This window comes from Brachybacterium sp. J144 (genome assembly GCF_036321705.1).
In the GTDB taxonomy this organism is placed as follows: domain Bacteria; phylum Actinomycetota; class Actinomycetes; order Actinomycetales; family Dermabacteraceae; genus Brachybacterium.
This window is the reverse complement of sequence record NZ_JAZDCG010000001.1, coordinates 198,116-222,980: the sequence shown is the minus strand read 5'-3', so window position 1 is coordinate 222,980 and position 24,865 is coordinate 198,116. Positions and strand designations below refer to the sequence as shown.

Sequence of the window (24,865 nt, the reverse complement as noted above, 5' to 3'; positions counted from 1 at the left end):
GCGCGCGACCGCCGCGTCGCGAGGTCACAGTCGGCTCCCGGTCTTCTATCAGGTGTCCAGGGGGCGCACAAGGGGGGAAATCTCCGCGACGGCTCGGGCGTGCCCCGTCGAGGCCCCGCGGGGCCGACCGTAGTCTCGAGGCATGACCACGACGAACGCCGCCGGCGCGGGACAGGACCACAGATCAGACCAGGGTCTGATCGCGGTCATCCGCTCGGAGGACGCCACCGGACCCCGCCCGTGCGAGGCTCGGGACGTGACCGCGATCCCGCTGCGCCCCGTCGTCCCGTCCGCCGACCGCCTCGTCGGCCGCCCGGGGCTCCCCGGCGAGCGTCCCGGCGGCGAGCACCGCCCGCTGCGGGTGCTGCTGACCACCGACTGGTGGGAGCCGGTCGTCAACGGCGTCGTCGCCTCCGTCGCGACCCTGCGCCGCGAGCTCATCGCGCTCGGCTGCGACGTGCGCGTGCTGACCCTCTCCCAGGGTCTGCGCACGCGGCGCGAGCCCGGCGTCTACCGCATCGGATCAGTTTCCGCGGCGATGGTCTACGACCGCGCCCGGATCGGCATGCCCGCGAGCCGCCGCGTGCTGCGGGACATCCTGCGCTGGCGGCCCGACGTGATCCACTCCCAGTGCGAATTCTCCACCTACGTCTGGGCGCGGCGCATCGCCCGCACCCTGGGCGTCCCCCTGGTGCACACCTACCACACCATCTACGAGGACTACACCCATTACTACTCGCCGAGCCGCACGATGGGACGCGCGGTCGTCGCCTCCTTCTCGCGGCGGGTGCTTGCGGGGACCGATGCCGTGGTGGTGCCCACCGCGAAGGTCGCCCGGCTGCTCTCCGGCTATGGGGTGCGCCGACCGGTGCACGTGATCCCGACAGGCCTGGACCTGAACCGCTTCCGCCCCGCACAGGACGCCGCCGAGCGCGCCGACGCCGCCCGGCTCCGCGCCGACCTCGGCATCGCCCCGGACACGACGGTGCTGGTCTCCGTGTGCCGGCTGGCGAAGGAGAAGAACCTCGACGAGGTGCTGGACATGGTCGCCGAGGCCGATCGCGCGGACACCGTCCTGGTGATCGTCGGCGACGGCCCGTACCGGGCAGAGCTCGAGGAGCGAGCGGAACAGCTGGGCATCACCGACCGGGTCCGCTTCACGGGCGTGGTCGATCCGGGCGAGGTGCAGCGTTGGTACCGGATCGGCGACGTCTTCGTCTCCGCCTCTCTCAGCGAGACCCAGGGCCTGACCTTCATCGAGGCGCTCGCCTGCGGCCTGCCGCTGCTGTGCCGTCGGGACCCGTCGATCGCGAGCGTCGTGCTCGACGGCCGCACCGGCTGGCAGTACGAGACCGCCGCGGAGTTCACGCGCCACCTCGATGCCCTGGTGAGCGATCGCCCCGCCCGCGCGGCGATGGCCGCGCAGTCCGTCGCGCACGCGGGGGCCACCTGCGGTGCCCGCGAGTTCGGCCGGTCCGTGCTGGACGTCTACCAGCAGGCCCGCGCCCGCCGCTCCCCGCGCGTGCTCGCCCTGCCGGCGAGGGCCGTCGCATGAGCATCGTCGAGCGTCCCGTCCCCCCCGGGAGGGCGGTCCCGCTGTCCCGGCCCCGCCGCCCCCAGCGCCCCGCATCCGCCGGGCCGGATCCGACGTCCGTCGCCTCCGCGACCGAGACCGCCTCGATGCAGGATCGACCGCGACGCGATCCCTTGCGCACCGCCGCCCGGCTCTCCCCGCTGCTCGGCCTCGCCCTCAGCATCGGGCTGGTCTGGTGGGGCCTCGAGGCCGGGGTGCTGCAGTCCCTCGAGAACCTGCAGGCCTTCATCGACTCGCTCGGAGCCTGGGGACCTGCCGCCTTCCTGCTCGTCTCCGCGGCCTCGGTGGTCTTCCCGATCGTGCCCGGCGGCCTGTTGGTGATCGCGGGGCCGGTGCTCTTCGGGCCGATCGAGGGGACGCTCTACAACTACGTCGCGGTGAGCGCGGGCTCGATGCTGAACTTCGCGATCGGCCGGCACGTGGGCCTCGCCCTCATCGAGCGGATCTTCCCGGCCCGCACGGTCGAGAAGTTCCTCGGCTGGACCCGCAACCGCCACTTCACCCGCGCTTTCGCGACCGCCATCGTGCTGCCCGTCGCCCCCGACGATCTGCTCTGCTACATCGCCGGGACCACCCGGATGCGCTGGCGGACCTACGCGGCGATCATCCTGCTGTGCAAGCCGTGGGCCCTGCTCGCGTACGGACTGGGCGTCAGCGCACTGCTGCTGCGCTTCCTGCCCTGGTGAGACCGTCCCGGTGAGAGGAGGACCGAGATGCTGATGAGATCCCGCGCCGTGAGGCGCCCCCGTCCTGCGCCCGACCCGCTGCGGCGCTGGGCCGACCGCCTGGTGCACACCGTGCTGCCCGGCCGCCACCCCCGTCGCGACGTGCGCGGGGACGAGCCGCTGCGCGTGCTGATGCCCCGCGGTCTCGCCCGCGCCGCCCACCAGTCCGGGATCGGCGCCGCCATGCGCCATCAGGAGACGGTGGTGCGCTCCCTGGGCCATGTGGTGGTCACCAATCCGCTGCGCCCCTTCGACGTGGTGCACCTGAACACCCCGTTCCCGGACACGCCGCTGCTGGCCCGCTGGGCGCGGCTGTGGCGTCGGCCGGTGCTCGTGTGGGCGCACTCCACGGAGGACGACTTCCGCGACTCCTTCCCCGGCTCGAACGCGCTGGCCCCCACCTTCCGCCGCTGGATCGCCCACCTGTACCGCCAGGGCGACGCCGTGATCACGCCCAGCGACTACTCCAAGGCGCTCGTGTCCGCCCCGAAGTACGGGATCACCCGCCCCATCCACGTGCTCTCCAACGGCGTGGACACGACCTTCTTCCGCCCCGATCCCTCGGCGCGGGGCCGGCTGCGGGAGAGCCTCGGACTCACCCCTGACGCGCAGGTCGTGATCAGCGTCGGCATGCAGCTGGTGCGCAAGGGGATCCTCGACTGGGTCGAGGTGGCCCGGCGCCTGCCCGAGGTGACCTTCGTCTGGTACGGCCGGACGGACGAGCGGCTGCTCACGGCGGAGGTCGAGCGGGCCCTCGCGACTGCCCCGTCGAACGCGATCTTCCCCGGCTACCTCCGGGCGGACCAGCTCCGCGAGGCATACTGCGGCGCGGACGCCTTCTGCTTCCTGACCAAGGAGGAGACGGAGGGCATCGTGCTCTGGGAGGCGCTCGCCTGCGGCGTGCCTGCCCTGGTGCGCGGCATCGAGCTGTACCGCGACCGGATGCCCGACGGGGTGCTGACCCATCAGGTCGACGGCGACGACCCGGGCTTCGCGGCCCGCGCCGCGTCCCGTCTCGAGGACCTGCTCGCGGGGCGGCTCACCGATCTCACCGGAGCCGGTCGTCGCGCGGCCGAGGAGGTCGACCTGCGCCAGGTCGCGCAGCGACTGCGGTACATCTACCTGCTGACCGGGGTGCAGCCGCATCGTCGGCCGCGCGGCGGGCTCAGGGGCGGCGGTTCGGCCGCCACAGCACCAGCGCTCCGCCGGCCGGACGCCGCGGGCGCTCCCCTCGCCGCAGGGCGCTGATCTCCCCGTCGCGGCCGGCGGTGAAGACCCGCCGCTGCGCCGGGTTGAGGGACTCGAGGGCCTCGCGCACCGCGTCGAGCTGCTCGGCGAGTGCGGTCACCTCGTCCTGCAGCTCGAGGATCCGCTTGATGCCGGCGAGGTTGATGCCCTCCTCCTGCGAGAGGCGCTGCACCTCCCGGAGGGTCGCGACGTCGCGGGCGCTGTAGCGCCGGCCGCGCCCGCGGGTCCGCTGCGGGGAGACCAGCCCCAGCCGGTCGTACTGGCGGAGGGTCTGTGGGTGCATGCCGGAGAGCTCCGCGGCGACGGAGATGACGAAGACCGGCGCCCGCTCGTCGAGGCGGTGCGGGGTGACCATGGGACGTCTCCTTCCGTGCGGTGCGGGTCTGCGGGTCGATGCGGTTCTCCGGGCCACGGCCGACGGGTGCCGACGCGCCTCAGCGGGCGGCGGTCTCCAGCAGGCCGGCGCGCGGGTCCTCGTCGCCGAGGGCGTCGCGGAAGTCCTCGACGGCCTTCCGCGCCGCGCCCTCGACGTGCGCGGGGACGGCGACCTCGACGGTGACGAGCAGGTCGCCGGTCGCCTTCGCGGTGCGGACGCCCTTGCCGCGGGCGCGCAGGGTGCGGCCGCTTGGGGTGCCGGGCGCGACCTTGAGGTTCACGGTGCCGCCCTCGAGCAGGGGCACGGTGAGGGTCGTTCCGAGCACCGCCTCGTCGAAGCGGAGCGGGACGGTGAGGCGCAGGTTCGCGCCGTCCATCGACCACAGCGGGTGCGGCTCGACGTCGAGGGTGAGCAGCAGGTCGCCGGCGGGGGCGCCGCCGGGGCCGGGGCGTCCCTTGCCGCGCAGGCGGATCTTCTGCCCGTCGTGGACGCCCGCGGGGATGCGGACGGTGAGGGGCTTGCCGTCGACGGTCAGGCGCACCTCGGCGCCGAGCGCGGCGTCGCGGAAGGGGATGCGTGTGCGCGCGGAGACGTCCTGGCCCTTCTGGGGCGCGGCGTTCGGGGCGAAGCCCGTCGGGAAGCCGGATCCGCCGCCGGAGCCGCCGAACATGCGCAGCAGGTCGTCGATGTCGGGGGCGGGCCCGCCCGGACCCGCGGTCGAGTAGCCGCCCTGGCCGCCGAACATCGAGGAGAAGATGTCCTCGAATCCCGCGCCGCCGGCTCCGCCGGCACCCGCGGAGAAGCGGGCGCCGCCTGCGCCCATGGCGCGGATCGCGTCGTACTGCTGGCGCTGCTCGGCGTCGGAGAGGACGGAGTACGCCTCCCCGATCTCCTTGAAGCGCTCCTCGGCGCGGGGATCATCGGGGTGACGGTCGGGGTGGTGCTTCTTGGCCTGATTGCGGTAGGCCTTCTTGATCTCCTGCGCGGTGGCGTCCTTGGAGACGCCGAGGACCGCGTAGAAGTCCTTCTCGAGCCAGTCCTGTTGGGACATGGGCGTCTCCTTCCGGGAGAGGATCAGGGGCTTCTGCGGTGATGTGCGGGGGCGGGGGGGGGGGGGGGGGGGGGGAGGGGGAGAACCCGAACAGTGGGTTGGGGGGGGGGGGGGGGGTACGGAGGAAGGGGCTGGTTTGCACGGGGGGGGGGGAGGTGGGCAACAACACCCTCCCCCCCCCCCCCCCCCCCCCCCCCCCCCGGGGTGGTCAGGCGGGGCCGCGGGTGCCCACGCGGGCGGGGCGGAGGATCCGCTCCTTCAGCGCGTAGCCAGGCTGCATGACCAGGGTGATGGTCGTGGTCTCCGCCTCCGCGGAGTCCTCGTGCATCAGCGCTTCGTGGCGGGTGGGGTCGAACTCCTCCCCCACCTCCCCGAAGCGGGTCAGCCCCTGGGAGGCGAGGGCCTCCTGGAGCTTCTGCGCGATCGAGTGGAAGGGCGTACCCTCGACGATGTCGCCGTGCTGACGGCCCAGCTCGATGTCGTCGAGGACGCCGATCAGCGAGCTGAGGATGCGGCCGGCCGCCGCCTCCTTGCCCGCCTCGGCGGAGGCCTCGATGCGTCGGCGCGAGTTGACGTACTCGGCCTGCTCGCGGCGCAGCTGCTCGGTGAGCTCGGTGACCTGGCCCTCGAGCTCGGCGACGCGGCCCGCGTCGGCGGGCGCCGACGCGTCGGCGCCCTCATGTGCGGCCTGCTCGAAGAGCTCGGCCGCCTCGGCGTCGATCGGGTCGGCGGGTCCCTGGGCGCCCTGGCCCTCGGGGGCGGGGGCGTCCCCGGAGGGACGGACCGTGCCGTCCTCCGGGTTCACCTTCCGCTTGTCGGTGAACGAGAACCGCGGCTCGCCCTCGGGGCGCTGCGCGTCGTCGGGAGTGCTCTGGTCCTCGGTCATCACTTCTTCTCCTCGTCCTCGTCCACGATCTCGGCGTCGACCACGTCGTCGTCATCGGACGACGGCGCCTCGGTGCCCTCGGGGGCACCCTCGGCCTGGGCCTGGGAGTAGATCGCGGTGCCGACGGCCTGGAGCGCCTCGTTCAGCGCGTCGCGCTTGGCCTCGAGGTCCGCGGTCTCCGCGTCCTCCTTGGCCAGCTCGTCCTTCGCCTCCTTGAGGGCGTCCTCGGCCTTGGTCCTGTCGCCGTCCGAGATCTTGTCCGCGTTGTCCGCGAGCAGCTTCTCGCCCTGGTAGACGAGCTGCTCGAGGGTGTTGCGGGCGTCGGCGTTCTTGCGGCGCTCCTCGTCCTCGGCGGCGTGCGCCTCGGCGTCCTTGATCATGCGGTCGATGTCCTCTTCGGACAGCGCGGAGCCGCCGGTGATCTGGATGGACTGCTCGTTGCCGGTGCCGCGGTCCTTCGCGGTGACGTGCACGATGCCGTTGGAGTCGATGTCGAAGGTGACCTCGATCTGCGGGATGCCTCGGGGGGCCGGGGCGATGCCGGTCAGCTCGAAGGTGCCGAGGAGCTTGTTGTCGCGGGTGAACTGGCGCTCGCCCTGGAAGACCTGGATCGCCACGGACGGCTGGTTGTCGTCCGCGGTCGAGAACACCTCGGAGGTCTTGGTCGGGATGGCGGCGTTGCGCTCGATGAGCTTGGTCATCACGCCGCCCTTGGTCTCGATGCCGAGGGAGAGCGGGGTGACGTCCATGAGCAGGACGTCCTTGCGCTCGCCCTTGATGACCGCGGCCTGGAGGGCGGCGCCGACGGCGACGACCTCGTCCGGGTTCACGGACTTGTTGGGCTCCTTGCCACCGGTGAGCTCCTTGACGACCTCGGTCACGGCGGGCATGCGGGTCGAGCCGCCGACGAGGACCACATGGTCGATGTCGGAGACCTTGATGCCGGCGTCCTTGATGACCTGGTGGAAGGGTGCCTTGGTGCGCTCGAGGAGGTCCTTGGTCATGTCCTCGAACTGGGCGCGGGTGAGCTTCTCGTCGAGGTGCAGCGGGCCGTTCTCGGTCATCGACAGGTACTGCAGCGAGATCGAGGTGGAGGTCGAGGAGGACAGCTCCTTCTTCGCCTGCTCGGCGGCCTCCTTGAGGCGCTGCAGAGCGATACGGTCCTTGCCGAGGTCCACGCCGTCCTTGTTCTTCACCTGGGTGATCAGCCAGTCGACGATCTTCTGGTCCCAGTCGTCGCCGCCGAGGCGGTTGTCGCCCGCGGTGGCCTGGACCTGGATGGTCGAGCCGTCCTCGTCCTTGCTCACCTCGAGGAGGGACACGTCGAAGGTGCCGCCGCCGAGGTCGAAGACCAGGATCTGCTCGTCGTCCTTGCCCTTCTCGAGGCCGTAGGCGAGGGCCGCGGCGGTGGGCTCGTTGATAATGCGCAGGACGTTGAGGCCCGCGATGGTGCCGGCGTCCTTGGTGGCCTGGCGCTCCGAGTCGGAGAAGTAGGCGGGGACGGTGATGACGGCGTCGGTCACGGTCTCGCCCAGGTAGGACTCGGCGTCCTTCTTGAGCTTGCCGAGGGTGCGCGCGGAGATCTCCTGCGCGGTGTACTTCTTGCCGTCGATCTCGACGCTCCAGTCGGTGCCCATGTGGCGCTTGACGGAGGAGATGGTGCGGTCGACGTTGGTGACGGCCTGACGCTTGGCGACATCGCCGACGAGGACCTCGCCCTGCTTGGAGAAGGCGACGACCGACGGGGTGGTGCGGGAGCCCTCGGCGTTCGCGATGACGGTGGGCTGACCGCCCTCGAGGACGGCGACGGCGGAGTTGGTGGTGCCGAGATCGATTCCGACGACACGGGACATGGGTGCCTGCCTTTCTGCGACGGATTCGCCGCACGGGATCTTCGCTACCGGCCGACGGCCGACGACGAGACTTGAGCTGTACGGACTCAAGTAGAGAACCCGAGATCGATGATGTCAATCTCAGCAGCTCCGTTCTTGAGTACACCCGACTCAACTCTGATCCGATCAGGTTCATTCCCGGTGCGACCGATCGTGACGGAGGCCACATACGCAGGTTCTCGACGAGGTGGCAGTGATCTCTCCGATCTGTCAGCGACGTGTCCGGATCACGGCTCTCGTCTTCGCCCAGGGCATCGATGACGGTGCGGGCTGCGATACGGGCCGGACGCCTCCAGGCTCGGCAGCTCCGCGCAGCCCTCGACTGCCATAACGTCGAGGAACGCCAGGATCGCTGGCTGCGCGGGCCCCACGGGACGCCGTCGTGCCGAGCCGTCGCGACCTCTGCGACGAAGTGGGAGGGGAACTCTCGCGGGAGCTCTTGCACGAGCCGCACGCACCTCGCGCGCAGCTGGGGATCGATCTCCCACGGCCGCCCGTCCACCCCTCGGACCCGAACAGCAGCGGCATCGGACCCGGTCCGACTCAGTGGCGCCGGCCAGCACGTTCAGGCAGAATCGCGCAGTGCCCCACTCAACCTCTCCCTCTCGCGGGATAGCCGGAAGACTCCGCACGGAGTCGGGCTCGGCCGTGCTGCTCATCGTCGTCACGGCCTTCGCTCTCCTCTGGGCGAACTCACCGCTGTCCTCCTCCTATGTTGAGCTGTGGCAACAGAGCGTCGGGATCGACGTCGGCCCGTTCGGCCTGCACCTGGATCTGCACCACTGGATCAACGACGGACTGATGATCGTGTTCTTCTTCGTCGTGGGTCTCGAGGTGCGCCAGGAGTTCGCACACGGGGCTCTGCGGGACAGCAGTCGCGCCCGTCTGGCGGCGATCGCGGGCGTCGCGGGTGTGGCGTTGCCCGCGCTGATATACGTCCTGGTCGTCGGCGCATCCGGTGGCGAGGGGCTTCGCGGCTGGGGGGCGGTCGTCGGAACGGACACGGCGTTCATGCTCGGTGCTCTCGCGATCGTCGGCCCCCGGCTTTCCGGGCAGCTGCGCGTCTTCCTCCTGACCCTCACGGTGGTCGACGACTTCCTTGCGGTGTCGATCATCGGGGTGTTCTACAGCGACGAGATCCGACCCGTCCCACTGCTGGTCGCTCTCGGCTGCCTCGTCGCCCTGTGGCTGGTGGGCCGTTCCCGACAGTGGAGTGCCGCTCCGTACGTCGGGATCATCATCGTGCTGTGGCTGGCGACTCTGTCCTCCGGCATCCACGCCTCGCTGACGGGCATGATCGCCGGTCTTCTAATCCCCGCCTACCCGACCCAGCGGCAGGAGGTGGTCGCCGCCCGGCAGCTGTTCCGCGACTTCTGGCAATCCCCGAGCGCTTCCTCGGCGCGTGCCGTCGGACGGGGGCTGTCCAAAGGCGTGTCGGTCAACGAGCGGTTGTACGAGTACCTCCGTCTCCCCACGGCGTTGCTGGTCGTGCCGATCTTCGCTCTGGCCAATGCCGGAATTGACCTGCGCGGCGGGGTGATGGCCGACTCGCTGGGCTCGCCTGTGACGTGGGGCGTCATCGCGGGGCTCGTGCTCGGCAAGCTCCTCGGAATCGGGATCGCGACGCTCCTCGCCGTTCGGATGGGCGCAGGCCGACTGCCGGAGGGGGTCGGAATGGGCAGCGTGTTCGGCGGGGCAGCGCTGTCGGGCATCGGTTTCACCGTGTCGCTGCTGGTCATCGGCCTCGCTTTCGACTCCTCCTCGGATCTGGGGCGCCAGGCGACGCTGGGCGTGCTCGTGGCGATGGTGCTCGCCACCGTTCTGGGCTGGTCGATCTTCAAGATCGCAGCCCGTCGATGGGGAGAGGAGACGGCGGATCTCCCGATGACGCTCGACTCCCCGGTGGACCCCGAGGTGGATCACATCCGCGGACCCGAGGACGCCCGGCTCACCCTCGTGGAGTTCGTGGACTTCGAGTGCGAGTACTGCGCGCACGCCACTGGCTCATGGGAAGACCTTCACGGGCGCTTCGGTGACGATCTGCGCTACGTCGTGCGGCATCTGCCTCATCATCCTCACGGCCCCCTCGCCGCACGGGCCGCCGAGGCGGCCGCGAAGCAGGAGATGTTCTGGCCGTGGCTCGACTTCGTCTTCACTCGGCAGCACGCGCTGGAGAGGGAGGATCTCATCGGCTACGCGGCTGAGCTGGGCCTCGATGTCGAGGCGTTCATCGAGGATCTCGACAGCGACGAGGTCGCTGCGAGGGTGCAGCGGGACATCGCGAGCGCGGAGGCGAGCGGCGCCAAGATGACCCCGACGTTCTTCATCGATGGTTGTCGGATGGTGGGCAGCTATGACGCGCGCTCACTGACCGAGATGCTGGAATCCAGCCGTCGCGGGGGCCGCACCCAGGCGGCGAAGGCCTGAGGGCGATCCGCGAAGCCGGAACACGGTGGGACGTGGGCAGTGCCGGCGCGTATCACCGCTGCCGACGTCCGGACCGAGGCCCGCTATCGAGTCTCGGCGCTCGGAGAGTGCGCATCATGGGAGTGAGCGATGCTTGCGAGCTCGGCGCGCGTGCGGGCGCCGTATTTCCGCAGCAAGTTGGCCACGTGGTACTTCACGGTGTTGGCCGTGATCCCGAGCTGGTCGCCGATGCGCTGGTTCGAGATCCCGGTCGCGACCAGGCGCAGCACCTGCTTCTCTCGGTCGGTGAGTTCCTCGGCGCCCTCCACGGTGAGCGCTGCGCTGGGTGGGTCCAGTGGGATCTCGATCCGCAGCGTCGTCCCCCAGCCCGGGGTCGTCTCCACGTCCATGGTTCCGTCGAGCGCCGCCACTCGCTCCACGATCGGACGCAGCGTGTCGTCGTGCGCCGTCACCGCGGTTCCGCCGTCGTCACGGACCTCCATCAGCAGGTTGCGGCCATCGCAGTCCCAGCCGATCCGGGCGCGTGCAGCGTCCGCGCGGTCCATGAGCGAGAGCACTGCCGTGCGGGAGATGGCGCGGGCTTCCCTGGCGACCGGGCCCGGTAACGCCCGTCCTCGCGCAGGAGGCTCTGCGAACTGGACCTGCAGCGGTCCGGAGCGGATCAGAGGACGCAGTTCGGTGCGCAAGCGCGAGAATGCCTCGGCTACCGGCTCGAGCACGCTCTCCTGCTGCTCATGGACCGAACGAGCACGGATGAGTGCGGAGGAGGCGATCTCCGTGGCCTCCCTGCGCGCGGCCGCATCCGCGAGTCGGCCGGAGCGGAGCACGGCGAGGATCGATTCGAGGGTGATCGCATGTTGATCAGCCTGCTCGGTCAGGGCACGGTCCCGCGACAGGGAGCGGGCACGTTCCAGCGGGGTCGGGAGGTCGCTCACTCCGCCACTCTAGCCCGACCTGGGAGGCCCACCCGATCGAACGGGGCGCCCCGCTCATCGGGCAGCAGTGCACCGCCGCGGACCGGCCCAAGATGGTCGACATGGAAGAACGAGGAATCCAGGATTCGCTGACGCGTATCGTCCACGAGATCGAGGGGGCAGCTGCCCTGCCCGATGCGCCCGCGCTCGCGGCCGCCGTCGAGCTGACAGCGTACGCCCGGCGCGTCTTCGTCCACGGCGCCGGACGCTCCGGTCTCGCGCTGCGGATGACGGCCATGCGCCTCATGCACCTCGGGCTGCAGGTCCACGTCGTCGGTGAGACGACGACCCCGGCGATCGGAGAGGGCGATCTGCTCCTGACCGCCAGCGGTTCCGGCACGACCTCGGGGGTGGTGAGCGCGGCTGAGACGGCGCGATCCGTCGGTGCCCGCGTCATCGGCATCACGACCGACCCCGAGTCACCGCTTGCTCAGCTGTCCCACGCCGTCCTGGTCATCCGTGCGGCGACGAAGACAGACCGGTCCGAGCAGCAGTCGGCCCAGTACGCCGGCAGCCTCTTCGAGCAGCTCCTCGTCCTCGTCGGCGACGCTCTCTTCGACGTCCTGTGGCAGAAGAGCGGTCAGAGTGCGGATGCGCTCTGGCCCCGCCATGCCAACCTCGAATGACCGTTCTTCCCCGTTCCACCATCGACACCCCCACGAGAAAGAGACACTCTGACATGCGACTGCAGTTCGCCATGGACACCCTCACCACCGAGTCCGCCCTCGACCTCGCCGCGAAGGCAGCCCCCTACGTCGACATCCTCGAGCTCGGCACCCCTCTGATCAAGAGCGAGGGCCTCGCGGCGATCACGGCGGTCAAGGCCGCCCACCCCGACAAGACCGTCTTCGCCGATCTCAAGACCATGGATGCCGGCGAGCTGGAAGCTGACATCGCCTTCTCCGCCGGAGCGGATCTGGTCACCGTCCTCGGCGTCGCCGGGGACAGCACGATCGCCGGCGCGGTCGCCGCGGCGACCAAGCACGGCAAGGGCATCGTCGTCGATCTGATCGGGGTGGCCGACAAGGTCGCACGGGCCCGAGAGGTCGTCGCCCTCGGCGCCGTGTTCGTGGAGATGCACGCCGGCCTCGACGAGCAGGCGGAGGACGGCTACAGCCTCGACGCCCTGCTCGCCGCCGGCGAGGCCGCCGAGGTCCCGTTCTCCGTCGCCGGCGGCGTCAGTGCGGACTCGGTCGAAGCCGTCCAGCGGGCGGGAGCAGACGTGGCCGTCGCGGGCAGCGCCATCTACAGCGCATCGGACGTCGCCGCCGCGGCCGCCGCCATCCGCTCCGCCATCAGGTGACCACCGCGCACCGCATCCCGTGGAGAGGGGGCAGGTGACGGCACGCCCGGACCCTGCCCCCCTCCCACCGGATGCGGTGGACTGATGCCGCAGTCGATCACCGCGTGGCTCAGAGCGCCACGTGATCCTCCTCCCCGATGCGGGGACAGCCGGCCCGCGGCCGTCGCTGGAGCGACGATCGCGGGCCGGCTGTATGACATGCCTGTATCAGGCGGGGATCATGCCATGCGGGTCGATGATGAACTTCTCCGAGACCCCGGTGTCGAACGTCGCGTAGGCGTCGGGGGCCTCGTCGAGGCTGATGACCTTGGTGTTGAGCATGTCGCTGAGGTACGGCATGCGGTCCCACAGGATCGACATCATCAGCTCACGGTTGTAGTGCATGATCGGGGCCTGGCCGCCGGAGATCCGGGGCGACTTGATCCACGCCTTGCCGAAGTCGAGCGAGAAGGTGCCCTCCTGCTCGGCCTTGGAGGAGGCCAGCGGGTCGGGGCCGTAGACGCCGACGATGCCGGTGGCACCGCCTGCGCGGGTGGCATCCATGACCTGGTTGATGGCGTGGGCCAGATTCATGTCCTCGGCCTCGCGGCCGATCCCGTGGGCTTCGTTGCCGACGTAGTCGACGGCGCAGTCCACCATGGGTTCGCCGAGGATGGCCTCGATCTGCTCGGTCAGCGGCACGTCCTGGTTCAGGTCGATGGTCTCGCAGCCGTTGTTCTTCACCAGGTCCAGCCGGTCCTGATGGTAGTCACCGACGATGATGCAGGAAGCGCCCAGGAGACGGGCCGCCGCGGCGCCGCAGCGTCCCACAGGTCCGGCGCCGGCGATGTAGACGGTCGATCCGGGCTTGGCCCCGGCCTCCATGAGGCCGTGGAACGCGGTGGGCAGGATGTCAGACAGAAGGGCGAGGTCACGGATCTTCTCCATGGCCTGGTCCTTGTCCGGGAAGCGGAGCAGCTGGAAGTCGGCGTAGGGGACGAACAGGTACTCCGCCTGCCCGCCCTGGAAATCACCCAGGTTGAACCCGTAAGCGCCGCAGGCCGCGTCGGGGTTCACGGTCTCGCACGCCTCGGTGTGGCGGGCGCGGCAGTTGCGGCATCGGCCGCAGGCGACGTTGAAGGGGACGGAGACCAGGTCGCCCTCGGAGAGGAACTCGACGTCGGGGCCGACCTCGATGACCTCGCCGGTCATCTCGTGCCCCATCACCATGCCCTGGGGGACGGGGAAGGACCCGCGGTAGATGTGCAGGTCGGAGCCGCAGATGTTGGTGGCGACGATCTTGAGGATGACACCGTGCGGGGCGCTCCTGCCGTTCGGCATCTCGAGCTTCGGGAAGTCGAGGGTCTCGACGCGCATGTCCTTGACGTTCTGGAACACGACGGCGCGGTTGCTGCTTGCCATGACGTTCTCCTCCAGTTGGGGATGGCCCGATCGCGGAAGTGCCACGGTCATGTGGATGCCCGTCGCCCGCGACCTCGGCTCTCTTCGAGCGTAGGACGGCCGGAACCTCGCGTCCACCGAGCTGCCCGCCCTGGCTGCGGCGACAGGCGCCACGGGCAGGTGGACCGTGGAGGACTGGGGCATGCACCGACCGATCGGTGAAACGCGTTGCTAGTGTCACCGGCATGGCCGAAGCACGCAGGTCCGCGCCGTCCGACTCCACACCCGTCCAGCCCGACGTGCAGGTTCTCGGCGCTCGCGAGCACAACCTCCAGGACATCGACCTGACGGTCCCCCGCGACGCTCTGGTGGTGTTCACCGGCGTCTCCGGCTCGGGAAAGTCCTCCCTGGCCTTCGGAACCCTGTTCGCGGAGTCCCAGCGCCGTTACCTCGAGTCCGTCGCTCCCTACGCCCGTCGCCTCATCGACCAGGCCGGCGTCCCGGACGTCGACTCCATCACGGGCATGCCGCCGGCCGTCGCTCTTCAGCAGCAGCGCGGGGGGCGCAGCGCGCGGTCTTCGGTGGGCAGCATCACCACGCTCTCCTCGCTGGTGCGCATGCTCTTCTCCCGGGCCGGCCACTACCCCGATGATCAGCCGATGCTCTACGCCGAGGACTTCTCCGCCAACACCGTGCAGGGCGCATGCCCGGAGTGCCACGGCATCGGCCGGGTGTACGAGGTCACCGAGGACATGATGGTGCCGGACCCTTCCTTGACGATCCGCGAGCGGGCCATCGCCTCCTGGCCGACGGCCTGGCACGGTCATCAGCTGCGCGATGTCCTCGTCGCGCTCGGCTACGACGTCGATGTGTCCTGGAAGGATCTGCCGAAGGAGGATCGGGACTGGATCCTCTACACGGACGAGACGCCGTATGTCCCGGTCTACTCGCGGCTCACACTCTCCGAGGCCCGGGCCGCAACCGCGGCGGGCGTCGAACCGAGCTACTCGGGCACCTTCGTCGGCGCGCGTCGGTACGTGCTCGACACGTTCGCGAACACCAAGAGCGAGTCGATGAAGCGACGCGTGGCGGAGTTCCTCTCGGTTGCTCCCTGCCCTGCCTGCCATGGGAAGCGGCTGAAGCCGGAGGCCCTGTCCGTGACGTTCGAGGGTCTCGACGTCGCAGATCTCTCCGCGCTGCCGCTCGCGGAGCTCTCGACGCTGATCGACCAGGCGGTCGAGCGAGCTGCCGGAGCTCTCGACGGGGCCGAGTCGGCGGGCCGCACAGGTGGCCGGGCTGACCGGCGCGACGCCGGGCAGCCGGTCGACGCCGGAGGATCCGCGCCCGCGGCCTTCGAGGACGCGCGCATGTCGCCTGACCGCTCGGTCGAGAAGCTGGCCGCGACAGCGCGATTGGGCGCGGAACTCGTCAACAGACTGCGGCCGATCATCGATCTGGGTCTGGGGTACCTCTCCCTGGGCCGCACCACCCCCACCCTCTCCGGCGGCGAGCTGCAGCGGCTGCGGCTCGCGACCCAGCTGACCTCTGAGCTGTTCGGTGTGGTCTATGTGCTCGATGAGCCGTCCGCGGGTCTCCATCCGCAGGACGTCAGCGCCCTGCTCGGCATCCTCGACGGGCTCAAGCGCCGGGGCAACAGCCTGTTCGTGGTGGAGCATTCGATCGATGTGATGCGGCACGCGGACTGGCTGGTCGACATCGGGCCCGGCGCGGGTGAGCGCGGCGGGCGTGTCGTCTACAGCGGGCCCTTCGAAGGGCTCGCCGAGGTGGAGGAGTCCGTCACCCGCGGCTATGTCTTCGGGGGCAGCGGCCTGCCCCGCCGGACGCCTCGCGAACCGAAGGGATGGCTGAGGCTCGAGCACGTCACGCGCAACAACCTGCGCGACCTGTCGATCTCCTTCCCGCTCGGGGTGTTCACCGCCGTCACCGGAGTGTCGGGATCAGGCAAGTCCAGCCTGGTCAGCCAGGCACTGCCCGCGCTGCTCGGCGAACGGCAGGGACGAGCAGACCAGACGGAGGACGCCGCCCCCGCCGAAGGGGACGAGCTCCTGCTGTCGGACGAACCCGACGAGCTCGAGGGAGAGATCCGCGGCGACGTCGCCGGCGTGCGCCGCGTCGTGAGCATCGACCAGAAGCCCATCGGTCGCACCCCACGCTCGAACGTCGCCACCTATACGGGACTGTTCGACCACGTGAGGCGGAGGTTCGCGGAGACGCCCGAGGCTCGCGCTCGCGGGTACAAGGCGGGCAGATTCTCCTTCAACGTCACCGGCGGACGCTGCCCTACCTGCAAGGGCGAAGGATCCGTCATGGTGGAGCTGCTCTTCCTCCCCTCGGTCTACACCGAGTGCCCTGACTGCCACGGCACCCGCTACCAGTCCAGCACGTTGGAGATCGCCTGGCGCGGCCGCAACATCGCGGAGATCCTCGCCATGAGCGTCGAGGAGGCCCACGACTTCTTCCACGGCGAGTTCGACATCATGCGGTCACTCGCGGCGCTGGTCGACGTCGGCCTCGGATATCTCCGCCTCGGGCAGCCGGCCACCGAGCTGTCCGGAGGTGAGGCGCAGCGGGTGAAGCTCGCCTCCGAGCTCCAACGATCCCAGCGCGGGGACACCCTCTACGTCCTGGACGAGCCGACCTCCGGGCTGCACAGCGCCGATTCCGACCGGCTCGTGACGCATCTCCAGACCCTCGTGGACGCAGGCAACACCGTCGTCGCGGTCGAGCTCGACATGCGCATCGTCGCCGTGGCCGACCATGTCATCGACCTCGGGCCCGGCGCGGGGGACGATGGCGGCACGGTGATCGCCTCCGGCACGCCCGCGCAGGTCGCCTCGTCCGGAGCCGGTGCATCGGCACCGTACCTCGAGGCCGCGCTCCGGGAGGCCGCTTCCCGGACGTGAGGGTCGTACGGCTGCGTCGAGGGCGATGACCTCGCGCAGGGAGCGCATCGGACGAGCAGGCTGCGTCACCTGATCGGTGACCCTCGAACGACGCTGACCGGACGTCCTGCTGCGGCGTCGACGCCCTCGTGCCCCCGGCTTCCCGGAAACCCGGAGCCCCGGAGTCCCGGAGTCCCGGATGAGATGGCCCCGTCCGCCCCGTCCCTGACGTACGAGGCCTACACTGGCGAAGGGGCAGGCGCTCATATTCGGCCAGGCCCCGGCGAAGAAGGCCCACCGTCGATGACGGAACGTCAGCGAAGACCTCCGGGCCGAAGCTTCTTCACCGTCTCCCGGGACCCGGCCCGAGAGTCGGCAGCCGACACCCGCCGGCACTCCGATGAGCGCAACGACGACTGCACGCGAGTCGTCCTGCACCCGAACCACGTTGCCCGGTACGGACAGCGTGCGGCCCGCCCGCACGGGCAGGCCGTCACCTCCCACAGAACGGAGCACAACATGGCAGACGACCTTCGAGGGAAACGGATCGCGATCCTGGCCGCGGACGGCGTCGAGCGCGTGGAGCTCGAGCAGCCGCGACAGGCTCTTCAGGACGCCGGGGCCACGACCGTGCTGCTCTCGCTGCACGAGGGCGAGATCAAGGCCCGCGAGAACGACCTGGACGAGGCCGGGACATTCTCGGTCGATGCCCTGGTGAAGTCCGCCTCGGCCGACGAGTATGACGCCCTGCTGCTTCCCGGCGGTACGGTCAACCCGGATCAGCTGCGGATGGACACCGACGCCGTCGGGTTCGTGCGCGACATCATGGTCGCCGACAAGCCGGTCGCCGCGATCTGCCACGGACCGTGGACTCTGATCGAGGCCGGTGTCGCGAAGGGTCGGACGCTGACCTCGTACCCGAGCATCCGCACCGACCTGCGCAATGCCGGAGCGAACGTCGTCGACGAAGAGGTGGCGCGCGACGGGAACCTGATCACCAGCCGCTCGCCCGAGGATCTCCCGGCCTTCAACGCCGCGATGGTCGAGCTGTTCAGCCAGGGCAAGTGAGGAAACCATGATCAACACTGCATTGTCAGTCGTCGTGCACGCGAAGCCCGGGAAGGAGCAGGACGTCGCGGACTTCCTCCGCGGCGCCCGCCCCATCGTCGAGCAGGAGGAGGGTACGCGAGCCTGGTTCGCCCTGCAGTTCGACGAATCCACCTTCGGGATCTTCGACGTGTTCCCCGACGACGAGGCCCGCCAGACCCACCTCTCCGGTGGCGTCGGCCAGGCACTCGCTGCGCAGGGAGCTGATCTGTTCAGCACCGAGCCGAGCATCCAGAACGTCGACGTGATCGCGTACAAGCTGCCCGGCGAGACCGCCTAAAGCATCAGCCTCGATGGACATCGGGGTGCGGCCCGATCGGCTCCACAGCCGTGGCCACCGCTCTTTAGCTACCAGCCCTTTTGCCCCCCCCCCCCCCCCCCCCCCCCCTCCCCCCCCCCTCCCCCCCCGATCCCCGGGGCGTCCCGATCCAGGACCGTGCGAGGTGCGCTGCCCGCTGGCGGCCGATGGTCCCCTCAGGGGGCACCCAGACCGCCATGCCGCCCCGCTGTCGCATCAGCCCCTCCTCGATGGTCGGCAGGGCAGTGCTGCCTCCGTGGCGCCGCGCACCCTCGATGGCCGTCGCCGAGGCCGACGGTCCCGGCGCGGACCTGCGGGCGCTCGAGGGGTCCCCAGGTGAGCTCGGGGTCGACGCACTCCCGTTCCCGTCGGATCCCTTAGCCTCGCTGCATGTCTCCGACCACCGACCCGTCGGCCCCCGCGCCCCGCCCTGAAGATCACTCCGACGAGCCGCCCTCCTCGAGCCGCTTCCAGCGCCTGGACGGGCAGGCGGTGCGCCGCTCGGCCGCGGCGCTCGAACACCGGATCATGACCCGCTTCCCCGATCGCACGCTGTGGGAGGTGTGCCGGGAGGTGGTGGGGCTCGTGGACGAGATCAACGCCGGCACCGGCATCAGCCGCCGACGGGTGCGGCTCGCACGGCTGCTCTCGCGGCTCGCGATGCTCGCGGTCGCGCTGTTCCTCGGCGGGGCGGTCGCGCTCGCGGCGGTGGACCTGTTCGCGGAGCGTGACGTGCTGGGCCCGCTGGACATGCTCCCGCTGCTCGAGACGATCATCAACGACCTCGTCTTCGCCGGGATCGCGGTGTTCTTCCTGCTGCGGATCCCGGAGAGGATGGAGCGGGCGCGCGTGCTGCGGATCCTGCACCGTCTGCGCTCCCTGGCCCACGTGATCGACATGCACCAGCTGACCAAGGTGCCCGAGCGGCTCGAGCGCGGCTCGCGCGAGGACGGCGGGCTGGACCTGGACCGCGCGGAGCTGACCCGCTATCTCGACTTCTGCACCGAGATGCTCTCGCTCGTGGGCAAGAGCGCGGCGCTCTTCGCGGAACACACCACCGACGGCGACGTGCTCGACGCGGTCGAGGGGATCGAGGCGCTGACCTCGGACATGGCCCGTAAGGTGTGGCAGAAGATCGGGATCATCCAGCAACAGGCCTGAGAGGGGACGCGGATGGACGGGGTCGACCTGCAGGAGATCGCCCGGGCCCGGGCACTGGAGCTGCCCGCCGCTGGCTTCGAGCGGCCCTTCGGCCCCGAGGTCGACGTCGCGAAGGTGCTGGGGAAGGTGTTCCTCCTGCTCATCCCGGTCCAGGAGATCCCCGTCGTGGTGCTGAAGGCGGAGCCGCGCGATGCGGAGGTGCTGCGCGCGACCCATCCGGAGATCACCCCCGGCTATCACATGAACAAGCGGCACTGGATCACGCTGAACCCGGGCGGCACGCTCACCGAGGAGTTCGTGCGGGAGCTGGTGACCGACTCGTACCTGCTGGTGGTGGAGACGCTGCCGAGAGCGCGTCGGCCGGTGGACCCTGCGACCTTCCTCGCCGGCGTCCCCGGCTCCCCACGGGCCGACGGGCCCGTCGCACCGGTCGACGGGCCGGCGGCATGATCGGCCGCACGCTCCGCGGCACCGGCTGGGTGCTCCTGACCCTCGGCCTGCTCGGCACCGCCACCCTGCTGCTCCTGCGCCAGGTCACCCTGCTCCACACCGCCCACCAGGTCGTGATCGCCGCAGCGAGCTTCATCCCGCTGCTGTGGGCGCCGCTGCTTTTCGCCTGCCTCGGCCTGGTGCTCGTGCTCCGCTCGTGGTGGCGGCTGCTCGGCGCGGCGCTGACCCTCGCGCTCGCCGTGACCCTCGCCTGGCCGATGCTGCCCGGACCGGAACGGGAGCCCTACCCCGAGATCGCGACGCCGTGGACCCTCAGCGTGCTCTCCGTCAATGTCGAGTACGGCAGTGCGGACGTGGAGGAGCTCCGCAGCCTCTCCCGGCAGGGGGTGGACGCCGTCGCGATCCAGGAGATCACCCCGGACTTCGAGGCGAGCCTGGCCGCGGCCGGGATGTTCGAAGCCTTCCCGCACCGCGTCGGCACCTCCCGGGAGGGAGCCGGCGGGACCATGCTGCTCTCCCGGACCCCGGTCGACCTGGTCGCCAGCACCGAGGGCACCGTTTTCGACAACCTCCTCGCCACCACCACCGTCGACGGCAGCCTCTGGCACCTCGGCGTGGTCCACACCGCGCCGCCGCAGCTGGGCGCCGAGGCCTGGACGCGGGACGCCGCCGCCGTCGGCGAGATGGTCGCGCCGTTCGCGCAGGAGAACCTGCTGCTGGTCGGGGACTTCAACGCGATCGAGCAGCATCACACGATGCGGGAGCTGACGGCCGACGGTTCCCTGCATAGCCTCGCCGTCGCAGGGCGCGGGCGGGGCGAGGGGCTGTGGGAGCCGACGTGGCCCGTCGGCCGCACCGCGCCGCCCTTCGCGCGGATCGACCATGCGCTGGCCGGGGAGGGCGTCTCGGGCCCGGTGCCGACCTATCTGACGGTCCCGGGCACCGACCACCGGGCCCTGCTGGTGCGCGCTGCCCCGGCGCTCGGAGGCACCGCGACCGACGCGGTCTCCTGACAGTTCAGGCGCTCTCGGCGCGGCGCACCATCTCGTCGATCCAGATCGGGGCGAAGGGCGAGGTGCAGTTCGGCGGGGTCGGGTAGTACTTCAGCACCTCGAGCCGCTCGCCGATCGCGATGGCGCGCCCGCGCCGGGAGGCATCGTGGATGCCGATCTCGGCGAGGCACTGGTTCATCGCCCACTGCAGGCGCTCGGGGGCGTCCTTCATCTCCGCCTCGATCTGATCGAGGAGGGCGTCGAGATCGAGGCCGTCCGGCACCTCGCCGGCGGGGGCTTTCGCCACCCGGTCGCTGGTCAGCGCCCAGCCGGCGCTCGCGACGACGGGATCGGCGTCGGCGAACCAGGCCTCGCGCAGCGCCTCGCGGTGCGGGCTCTTCTTCCCGAGGTAGCTGACGAGCCACTCGTGGACCTTCGGGGTGGGTGCCTCGCGCAGCATCGCATCGAGCTCCGCCTCGCTGTACTGCGTGGGCCGGGAGATCAGCAGGGCGAGCAGCTTCGGGGTGGAGTCCTCGGCGGGGGTCTGCCACAGGGCGCGGGCGAGCTCGGGCTGGGTCTTCAACCGCTTCGCGACCGCGCGCAGCTTCGTGAGGTTCACGGCGTGGTCGTCACCGTGCTTCGCGTTGACCGCGCGCATGCGGTCGTCGGCGAGCGCGGCGAGCTCCTCGTGGAGCGCGGCGACCTCGGCGGCGAGCTCGGACTCGGTGCGCTGCGGGGCGGCGGTCATGGGTGCTCCTGCGGGATCTCGGGGGCATCCAGGATACGGCTGAGCGCCGTGACCAGCTCCTCGCGGGGGCGTGCCGCCTCGAGCCGATGCGCCCGGGGACGGCCCGCGAGCAGCCTGTCGAGCGCGGTGGCGTGGACGGCGGCGTCGGCCGGTCCGACGTGACGATCATTGGCGGCCTGCTCGGGCCGGTCGGGCGCGGCCCGCCGGGCGGCCAGCCGCTCGGCGAGAGTCGACGGATCGGCCACGAGCGCGGCCTCGACGAAGCGCGCCCCGTGCTCCTCGGCGAGCGCCTCGAGCTGGTCGAGGAACGCGGTGCGCGCAAGATACTGACCGATCAGCACGTCGTGCCCGTCGGCGAGGTGTCGACCGGCGAGGGCGAGCGCGAGGCGCCGTGCCTGGAGGCCCGCGGCCGGGAGGTCCTCCTCCCAATCCCCGAGGGAGTGCTTCAGCTGGTCGACGTCGAGGGCGAGCGCGAGGGGACGCCGCGCCGCGAGGAGCGCGGCGAGGGTGGACTTGCCGCTGCCGGGGGCACCGTTGAGCAACAGGAGGACGGGGACGTTCACTGCGCCGGCCAGTGCTGTCATCCCGTCATTCTGCGCGACCGCGACCACAATGTCCCCATGAGCTCCTCCTCTGCCCCGTCCTTCCCCGGCTCGCCGCGCCAGGCGCAGCTGTCCTTCTCCGATCAGCCCGCCTGGATCGTGGCCGACGAGGTCGTGGGCGGCTGGGCCCTGCTGATCGGCGGGGTGGAGCAGTCCCATGTGGATCTCGAGGACCCGACGCGCCTGGTCCACGAGTACCTGCGACGGATGGGGAACGTGCTCGACGCGGTGCGGCCGGCCGGGGAACCGCTGCGCATCGCGCACCTCGGCGGCGGGGCGCTGACCCTGGTCCGCTATGTGCAGGCGACACGGCCCGGCTCGGAGCAGCTGGTGGTCGAGATCGAGCGGGAGCTGCCCGGCCTCGTCACCGCGGCGCTGCCGCTGCCGGAGGGGACCGATCTCGTAGTCGTGATCGGTGATGCACGGGAGGAGCTCGCCACCCGGACGGACAGGCGCTTCGACGCGATCGTGCTCGACGTCTTCTCCGGGGAGGAGTCCCCCGCCCATCTGGCGACCGCAGCGTTCTACGCCGAGGCGCTCGCGCACCTGGATGCGGACGGTCTGCTGCTGGTGAACGTCGGGGACGACGCCGGCCAGCGCTTCCTCGCGGCGCAGGTGCGCGAGCTGGAGGAGGCGGCGGCGGGCGCGGGCCTGCCCGGGGTGTGGGCGCTCACCGACGCGCAGCTGCTGAGCCGCCCGGCCGACGGCAACGTCGTGCTGCTCGCGGGCGGGGCGCTCGCCTCCCCCGAGGTTGAGGAGTGGCGTGCGGCCTGGCTCGCGGCGGGACCTCATCCGGCGGCCGTGCTGGACCCTGTGGAGACCGAGCGCGCCTTCGGGGCGGGGCGCCCGCGCACCTGATCAGCCGCGGCGCGAGGAGACAGGACTGCGCGGCGGGCGGAGAGGCTGTGCCCGGCTCCGACGAGCGCCCGCGCTACGGTGACGCCATGGAGCACGAGGAGCCGCTCGAGGGAGGGAACGCGACCGCCGGGGTGGTCCGCGTCGGCGCGACGGTGCGCAAGCCCTGGGAGCACGCCACGCCCGCGGTCCACGAGCTCCTGCGCACCGTTGCGGCCGCAGGGGTGGACGTCCCCGCACCGCTCGGACGGGACGAGCAGGGCCGGCAGGTCCTCGAGTACGTCCCCGGTACCCTCGCCCTGGGAGGGCCGCGGCTTTCCGAGGGCGAGCTCACGCGGGTCGGGGCGATGATCCGCTCCATCCATGACGCCTGCGAGGGGTTCCGCCACGCGGAGGAGCCGGGCTGGGTCCCGCTGATCCCGCAGCCCGGGACCGACGCGGATCTGGTGTGCCACGGGGATCTCGCCCCCTGGAACCTGGTGATCGGCGAGCGCTGGGTGTTCATCGACTGGGACGGTGCGGCGCCGAGCACGCGCCTGTGGGACCTCGCGTATTCCGCCCAGGCCTTCACCCTCAACGACGTGGAGGAGAGTCCCCACTCGGCGGCGCCCCGCCTGGCCGCGCTGGTCGACGGCTACGGCGCAGGCCCCGCGCTGCGCGCCGAGCTCCCGGCGGCGATGGCGGAGCGCACCACGGCGATGCACGAGCTCCTGCGCCGGTCCCATGCCGAGGGTCGCGAGCCGTGGGGGACGATGTTCACCACCGGGCACGGCGCGCACTGGCGCGCCGCGGCCGAACACGTCGCCCGGCACCGGGAGGTCTGGGCCCGGGCGCTGCGACGCTGAGCGCGAGCGGGCCGGAGGGGTCAGGAGTCCCGGGAGGAGAGGACGCAGAACTCGTTGCCCTCGGGATCGGCGAGGACGGTCCAGGTGACCTCGTCCTCGTCCTGACCCACGTCAACCCGGCGGGCGCCGAGCGCAATCAGCCTCTCGATCTGCGCCTCCCGGTCGTCCTCGAGATGCGGGGCGAGATCGAGGTGCAGCCGGTTCTTCACGGCCTTGCGCTCGGGCACCGCGACGAAGCACAGCCCCGGCGGCGTTTGATGCCACTCCGCGGCAGGGACCGACTCCCGCTCCCGGATCTCGGGCGGGAGGTCGCCGGGGATCACCACTGCCTCCTCGGCGGACTCGAAGACCACCTCGCCCTCGAGCGCCTGCGCCCACCAGCGGGCCTGGGCGGTCGGGTCGATGCTGTCGAGGACGACGGTGTACCAGCGCAGCCTCACGGCGGCCTCCCGGGGCAGGGACCGTGCACGGTGCAGGGTCCGAGGAGATCACCGTAGCCCCGGCGGATCCTCCGCGGAAGGGACCCGGCGAGACCGGCGGCGCGTCGGAGGTCGAGGCCTCCGACCGCCCCCTCGGGCGTCGGACCCCCTCCCTAGGGTGCGAGCATGTCGCGCACGCGTCCTTCCCCCGCACGCCCCGTCCTCCCCCACCGGCCCACCACCGGCCCCGCCTCCCCACAGGCGGAGCGGGAGCGGATCCGCACGCTGCTGCTCGAGAGCCGCCCGGATCTGCACCGTCGCCTGCAGGTCTCGCCGAGCGGCGCCCTGCTCATCCCCCTCGCCCTGGGGCGCAGCATCGAGATCGGGCGGATGCGGCGTCGGGGCGTGGCGCGCTGGGTGGTCGCCGCTCCCACGGCCGACGGCGCCCACCTGCACGAGCCGGCGACCCTCCCCGCCGTGGTGCGGACCGTGCTGGCGGCGCTGGGCCGCGCTGAGCGGCAGGATCGCCCCGCGCCGCGCTGACCACCGGCCCTGCCGGTGTCGGGCCAGCCCGACATCCTCCGGCCCGGTGGCAGGATGGGGGCCGGAGCCGTCCGGCACCAGAGTGG

The 24,865-nt window shown here is 71.2% G+C and carries 24 protein-coding genes; 15 read left to right on the top strand and 9 right to left on the bottom strand.

The window, feature by feature from the left end:
• Window positions 1-142: 142 nt before the first annotated feature.
• From V1260_RS00985 to V1260_RS00975, 3 genes are read left to right on the top strand one after another with little or no spacing between them, the layout of a single operon-like run.
• Window positions 143-1,555 carry a glycosyltransferase family 4 protein gene (locus V1260_RS00985; protein ID WP_329744926.1) on the top strand — a complete coding sequence of 471 codons (1,413 nt, stop codon included), beginning with the start codon at window positions 143-145 and terminating at the stop codon, window positions 1,553-1,555.
• The gene (locus tag V1260_RS00980; protein ID WP_329744925.1) at window positions 1,552-2,280 is read left to right on the top strand and encodes a TVP38/TMEM64 family protein; all 729 of its coding nucleotides are present in this window, start codon (window positions 1,552-1,554) and stop codon (window positions 2,278-2,280) included. The genes V1260_RS00985 and V1260_RS00980 overlap by 4 nt, the downstream gene beginning before the upstream one ends.
• Before the next feature lie 27 nt (window positions 2,281-2,307).
• Window positions 2,308-3,567 carry a glycosyltransferase gene (locus V1260_RS00975; protein WP_329744924.1) on the top strand — a complete coding sequence of 420 codons (1,260 nt, stop codon included), beginning with the start codon at window positions 2,308-2,310 and terminating at the stop codon, window positions 3,565-3,567.
• Here V1260_RS00975 and V1260_RS00970 read toward each other — a convergent pair.
• The 4 genes from V1260_RS00970 to dnaK form a co-directional block, all read right to left on the bottom strand.
• Window positions 3,485-3,922: a heat shock protein transcriptional repressor HspR gene (locus tag V1260_RS00970; protein WP_329744923.1), complete on the bottom strand. Its 438-nt coding sequence runs from the start codon at window positions 3,920-3,922 to the stop codon at window positions 3,485-3,487. The two genes, V1260_RS00975 and V1260_RS00970, sit on opposite strands and share 83 nt — an antisense overlap.
• Window positions 3,923-4,001: 79 nt before the next feature.
• On the bottom strand, window positions 4,002-4,994 hold the full coding sequence (locus V1260_RS00965) for a DnaJ C-terminal domain-containing protein (RefSeq protein WP_329744922.1): 993 nt from the start codon (window positions 4,992-4,994) through the stop codon (window positions 4,002-4,004).
• A gap of 208 nt (window positions 4,995-5,202) precedes the next feature.
• On the bottom strand, window positions 5,203-5,880 hold the full coding sequence (locus V1260_RS00960; RefSeq protein WP_329744921.1) for a nucleotide exchange factor GrpE: 678 nt from the start codon (window positions 5,878-5,880) through the stop codon (window positions 5,203-5,205).
• A complete protein-coding gene (dnaK, locus tag V1260_RS00955; protein WP_329744920.1) occupies window positions 5,880-7,733 on the bottom strand; it encodes a molecular chaperone DnaK in 1,854 nt (617 codons plus the stop codon). The genes V1260_RS00960 and dnaK overlap by 1 nt, the downstream gene beginning before the upstream one ends.
• Before the next feature lie 585 nt (window positions 7,734-8,318).
• Between dnaK and nhaA the strand changes: the two genes are divergently transcribed.
• Complete coding sequence (nhaA, locus tag V1260_RS00950; RefSeq protein WP_329744919.1) at window positions 8,319-10,199, top strand: Na+/H+ antiporter NhaA; 1,881 nt, start codon at window positions 8,319-8,321, stop codon at window positions 10,197-10,199.
• Window positions 10,200-10,282: 83 nt separating this feature from the next.
• On the opposite strand, the gene V1260_RS00945 is transcribed toward nhaA, so the two are convergent.
• Window positions 10,283-11,134 (bottom strand): helix-turn-helix transcriptional regulator, encoded by an 852-nt coding sequence (locus V1260_RS00945; RefSeq protein WP_329744918.1) that lies wholly within the window; start codon window positions 11,132-11,134, stop codon window positions 10,283-10,285.
• Between the two features lie 92 nt (window positions 11,135-11,226).
• Between V1260_RS00945 and hxlB the strand changes: the two genes are divergently transcribed.
• Both hxlB and hxlA read left to right on the top strand, forming a co-directional pair.
• Entirely contained in the window at window positions 11,227-11,799 is a 573-nt protein-coding gene (gene hxlB, locus V1260_RS00940) for a 6-phospho-3-hexuloisomerase (protein WP_329744917.1), read from the top strand.
• 53 nt (window positions 11,800-11,852) lie between these two features.
• Window positions 11,853-12,476, top strand: a complete 624-nt coding sequence (gene hxlA / locus V1260_RS00935) for a 3-hexulose-6-phosphate synthase (RefSeq protein WP_329744916.1) — start codon at window positions 11,853-11,855, stop codon at window positions 12,474-12,476.
• Between the two features lie 207 nt (window positions 12,477-12,683).
• Here hxlA and V1260_RS00930 read toward each other — a convergent pair whose 3' ends face one another.
• Window positions 12,684-13,877 carry an alcohol dehydrogenase catalytic domain-containing protein gene (locus V1260_RS00930; protein ID WP_329744915.1) on the bottom strand — a complete coding sequence of 398 codons (1,194 nt, stop codon included), beginning with the start codon at window positions 13,875-13,877 and terminating at the stop codon, window positions 12,684-12,686.
• A 224-nt stretch (window positions 13,878-14,101) separates the two neighbouring features.
• On the opposite strand from V1260_RS00930, the gene V1260_RS00925 reads away from it, so the two are divergent.
• The 6 genes from V1260_RS00925 (at window position 14,102) to V1260_RS00900 (ending at window position 20,788) form a co-directional block, all read left to right on the top strand.
• A complete protein-coding gene (locus V1260_RS00925) occupies window positions 14,102-16,780 on the top strand; it encodes an excinuclease ABC subunit UvrA (protein WP_329744914.1) in 2,679 nt (892 codons plus the stop codon).
• Between the two features lie 498 nt (window positions 16,781-17,278).
• On the top strand, window positions 17,279-17,827 hold the full coding sequence (locus tag V1260_RS00920) for a type 1 glutamine amidotransferase domain-containing protein (protein ID WP_329744913.1): 549 nt from the start codon (window positions 17,279-17,281) through the stop codon (window positions 17,825-17,827).
• 7 nt (window positions 17,828-17,834) lie between these two features.
• A complete protein-coding gene (locus tag V1260_RS00915; RefSeq protein WP_329744912.1) occupies window positions 17,835-18,146 on the top strand; it encodes a putative quinol monooxygenase in 312 nt (103 codons plus the stop codon).
• 408 nt (window positions 18,147-18,554) lie between these two features.
• Complete coding sequence (locus V1260_RS00910) at window positions 18,555-19,325, top strand: hypothetical protein (RefSeq protein WP_329744911.1); 771 nt, start codon at window positions 18,555-18,557, stop codon at window positions 19,323-19,325.
• Window positions 19,326-19,337: 12 nt separating this feature from the next.
• A complete protein-coding gene (locus V1260_RS00905) occupies window positions 19,338-19,775 on the top strand; it encodes an MmcQ/YjbR family DNA-binding protein (protein ID WP_329744910.1) in 438 nt (145 codons plus the stop codon).
• Window positions 19,772-20,788: an endonuclease/exonuclease/phosphatase family protein gene (locus tag V1260_RS00900; RefSeq protein WP_329744909.1), complete on the top strand. Its 1,017-nt coding sequence runs from the start codon at window positions 19,772-19,774 to the stop codon at window positions 20,786-20,788. The genes V1260_RS00905 and V1260_RS00900 overlap by 4 nt, the downstream gene beginning before the upstream one ends.
• A 4-nt stretch (window positions 20,789-20,792) precedes the next feature.
• On the opposite strand, the gene V1260_RS00895 is transcribed toward V1260_RS00900, so the two are convergent.
• Window positions 20,793-21,515, bottom strand: a complete 723-nt coding sequence (locus V1260_RS00895) for a DNA alkylation repair protein (RefSeq protein ID WP_329744908.1) — start codon at window positions 21,513-21,515, stop codon at window positions 20,793-20,795.
• On the bottom strand, window positions 21,512-22,099 hold the full coding sequence (locus V1260_RS00890) for an AAA family ATPase (protein ID WP_329744907.1): 588 nt from the start codon (window positions 22,097-22,099) through the stop codon (window positions 21,512-21,514). Before V1260_RS00890 ends, V1260_RS00895 begins: the two co-directional genes overlap by 4 nt.
• 36 nt (window positions 22,100-22,135) lie before the next feature.
• On the opposite strand from V1260_RS00890, the gene V1260_RS00885 reads away from it, so the two are divergent.
• Window positions 22,136-22,975 (top strand): spermidine synthase, encoded by an 840-nt coding sequence (locus V1260_RS00885; protein WP_329744906.1) that lies wholly within the window; start codon window positions 22,136-22,138, stop codon window positions 22,973-22,975.
• Between the two features lie 86 nt (window positions 22,976-23,061).
• Window positions 23,062-23,817 (top strand): phosphotransferase, encoded by a 756-nt coding sequence (locus tag V1260_RS00880; protein ID WP_329744905.1) that lies wholly within the window; start codon window positions 23,062-23,064, stop codon window positions 23,815-23,817.
• A 20-nt stretch (window positions 23,818-23,837) separates the two neighbouring features.
• Here V1260_RS00880 and V1260_RS00875 read toward each other — a convergent pair whose 3' ends face one another.
• Entirely contained in the window at window positions 23,838-24,257 is a 420-nt protein-coding gene (locus V1260_RS00875; RefSeq protein WP_329744904.1) for a VOC family protein, read from the bottom strand.
• 165 nt (window positions 24,258-24,422) lie between these two features.
• Between V1260_RS00875 and V1260_RS00870 the strand changes: the two genes are divergently transcribed.
• Window positions 24,423-24,779, top strand: a complete 357-nt coding sequence (locus tag V1260_RS00870; protein WP_329744903.1) for a hypothetical protein — start codon at window positions 24,423-24,425, stop codon at window positions 24,777-24,779.
• Window positions 24,780-24,865: the final 86 nt, after the last annotated feature.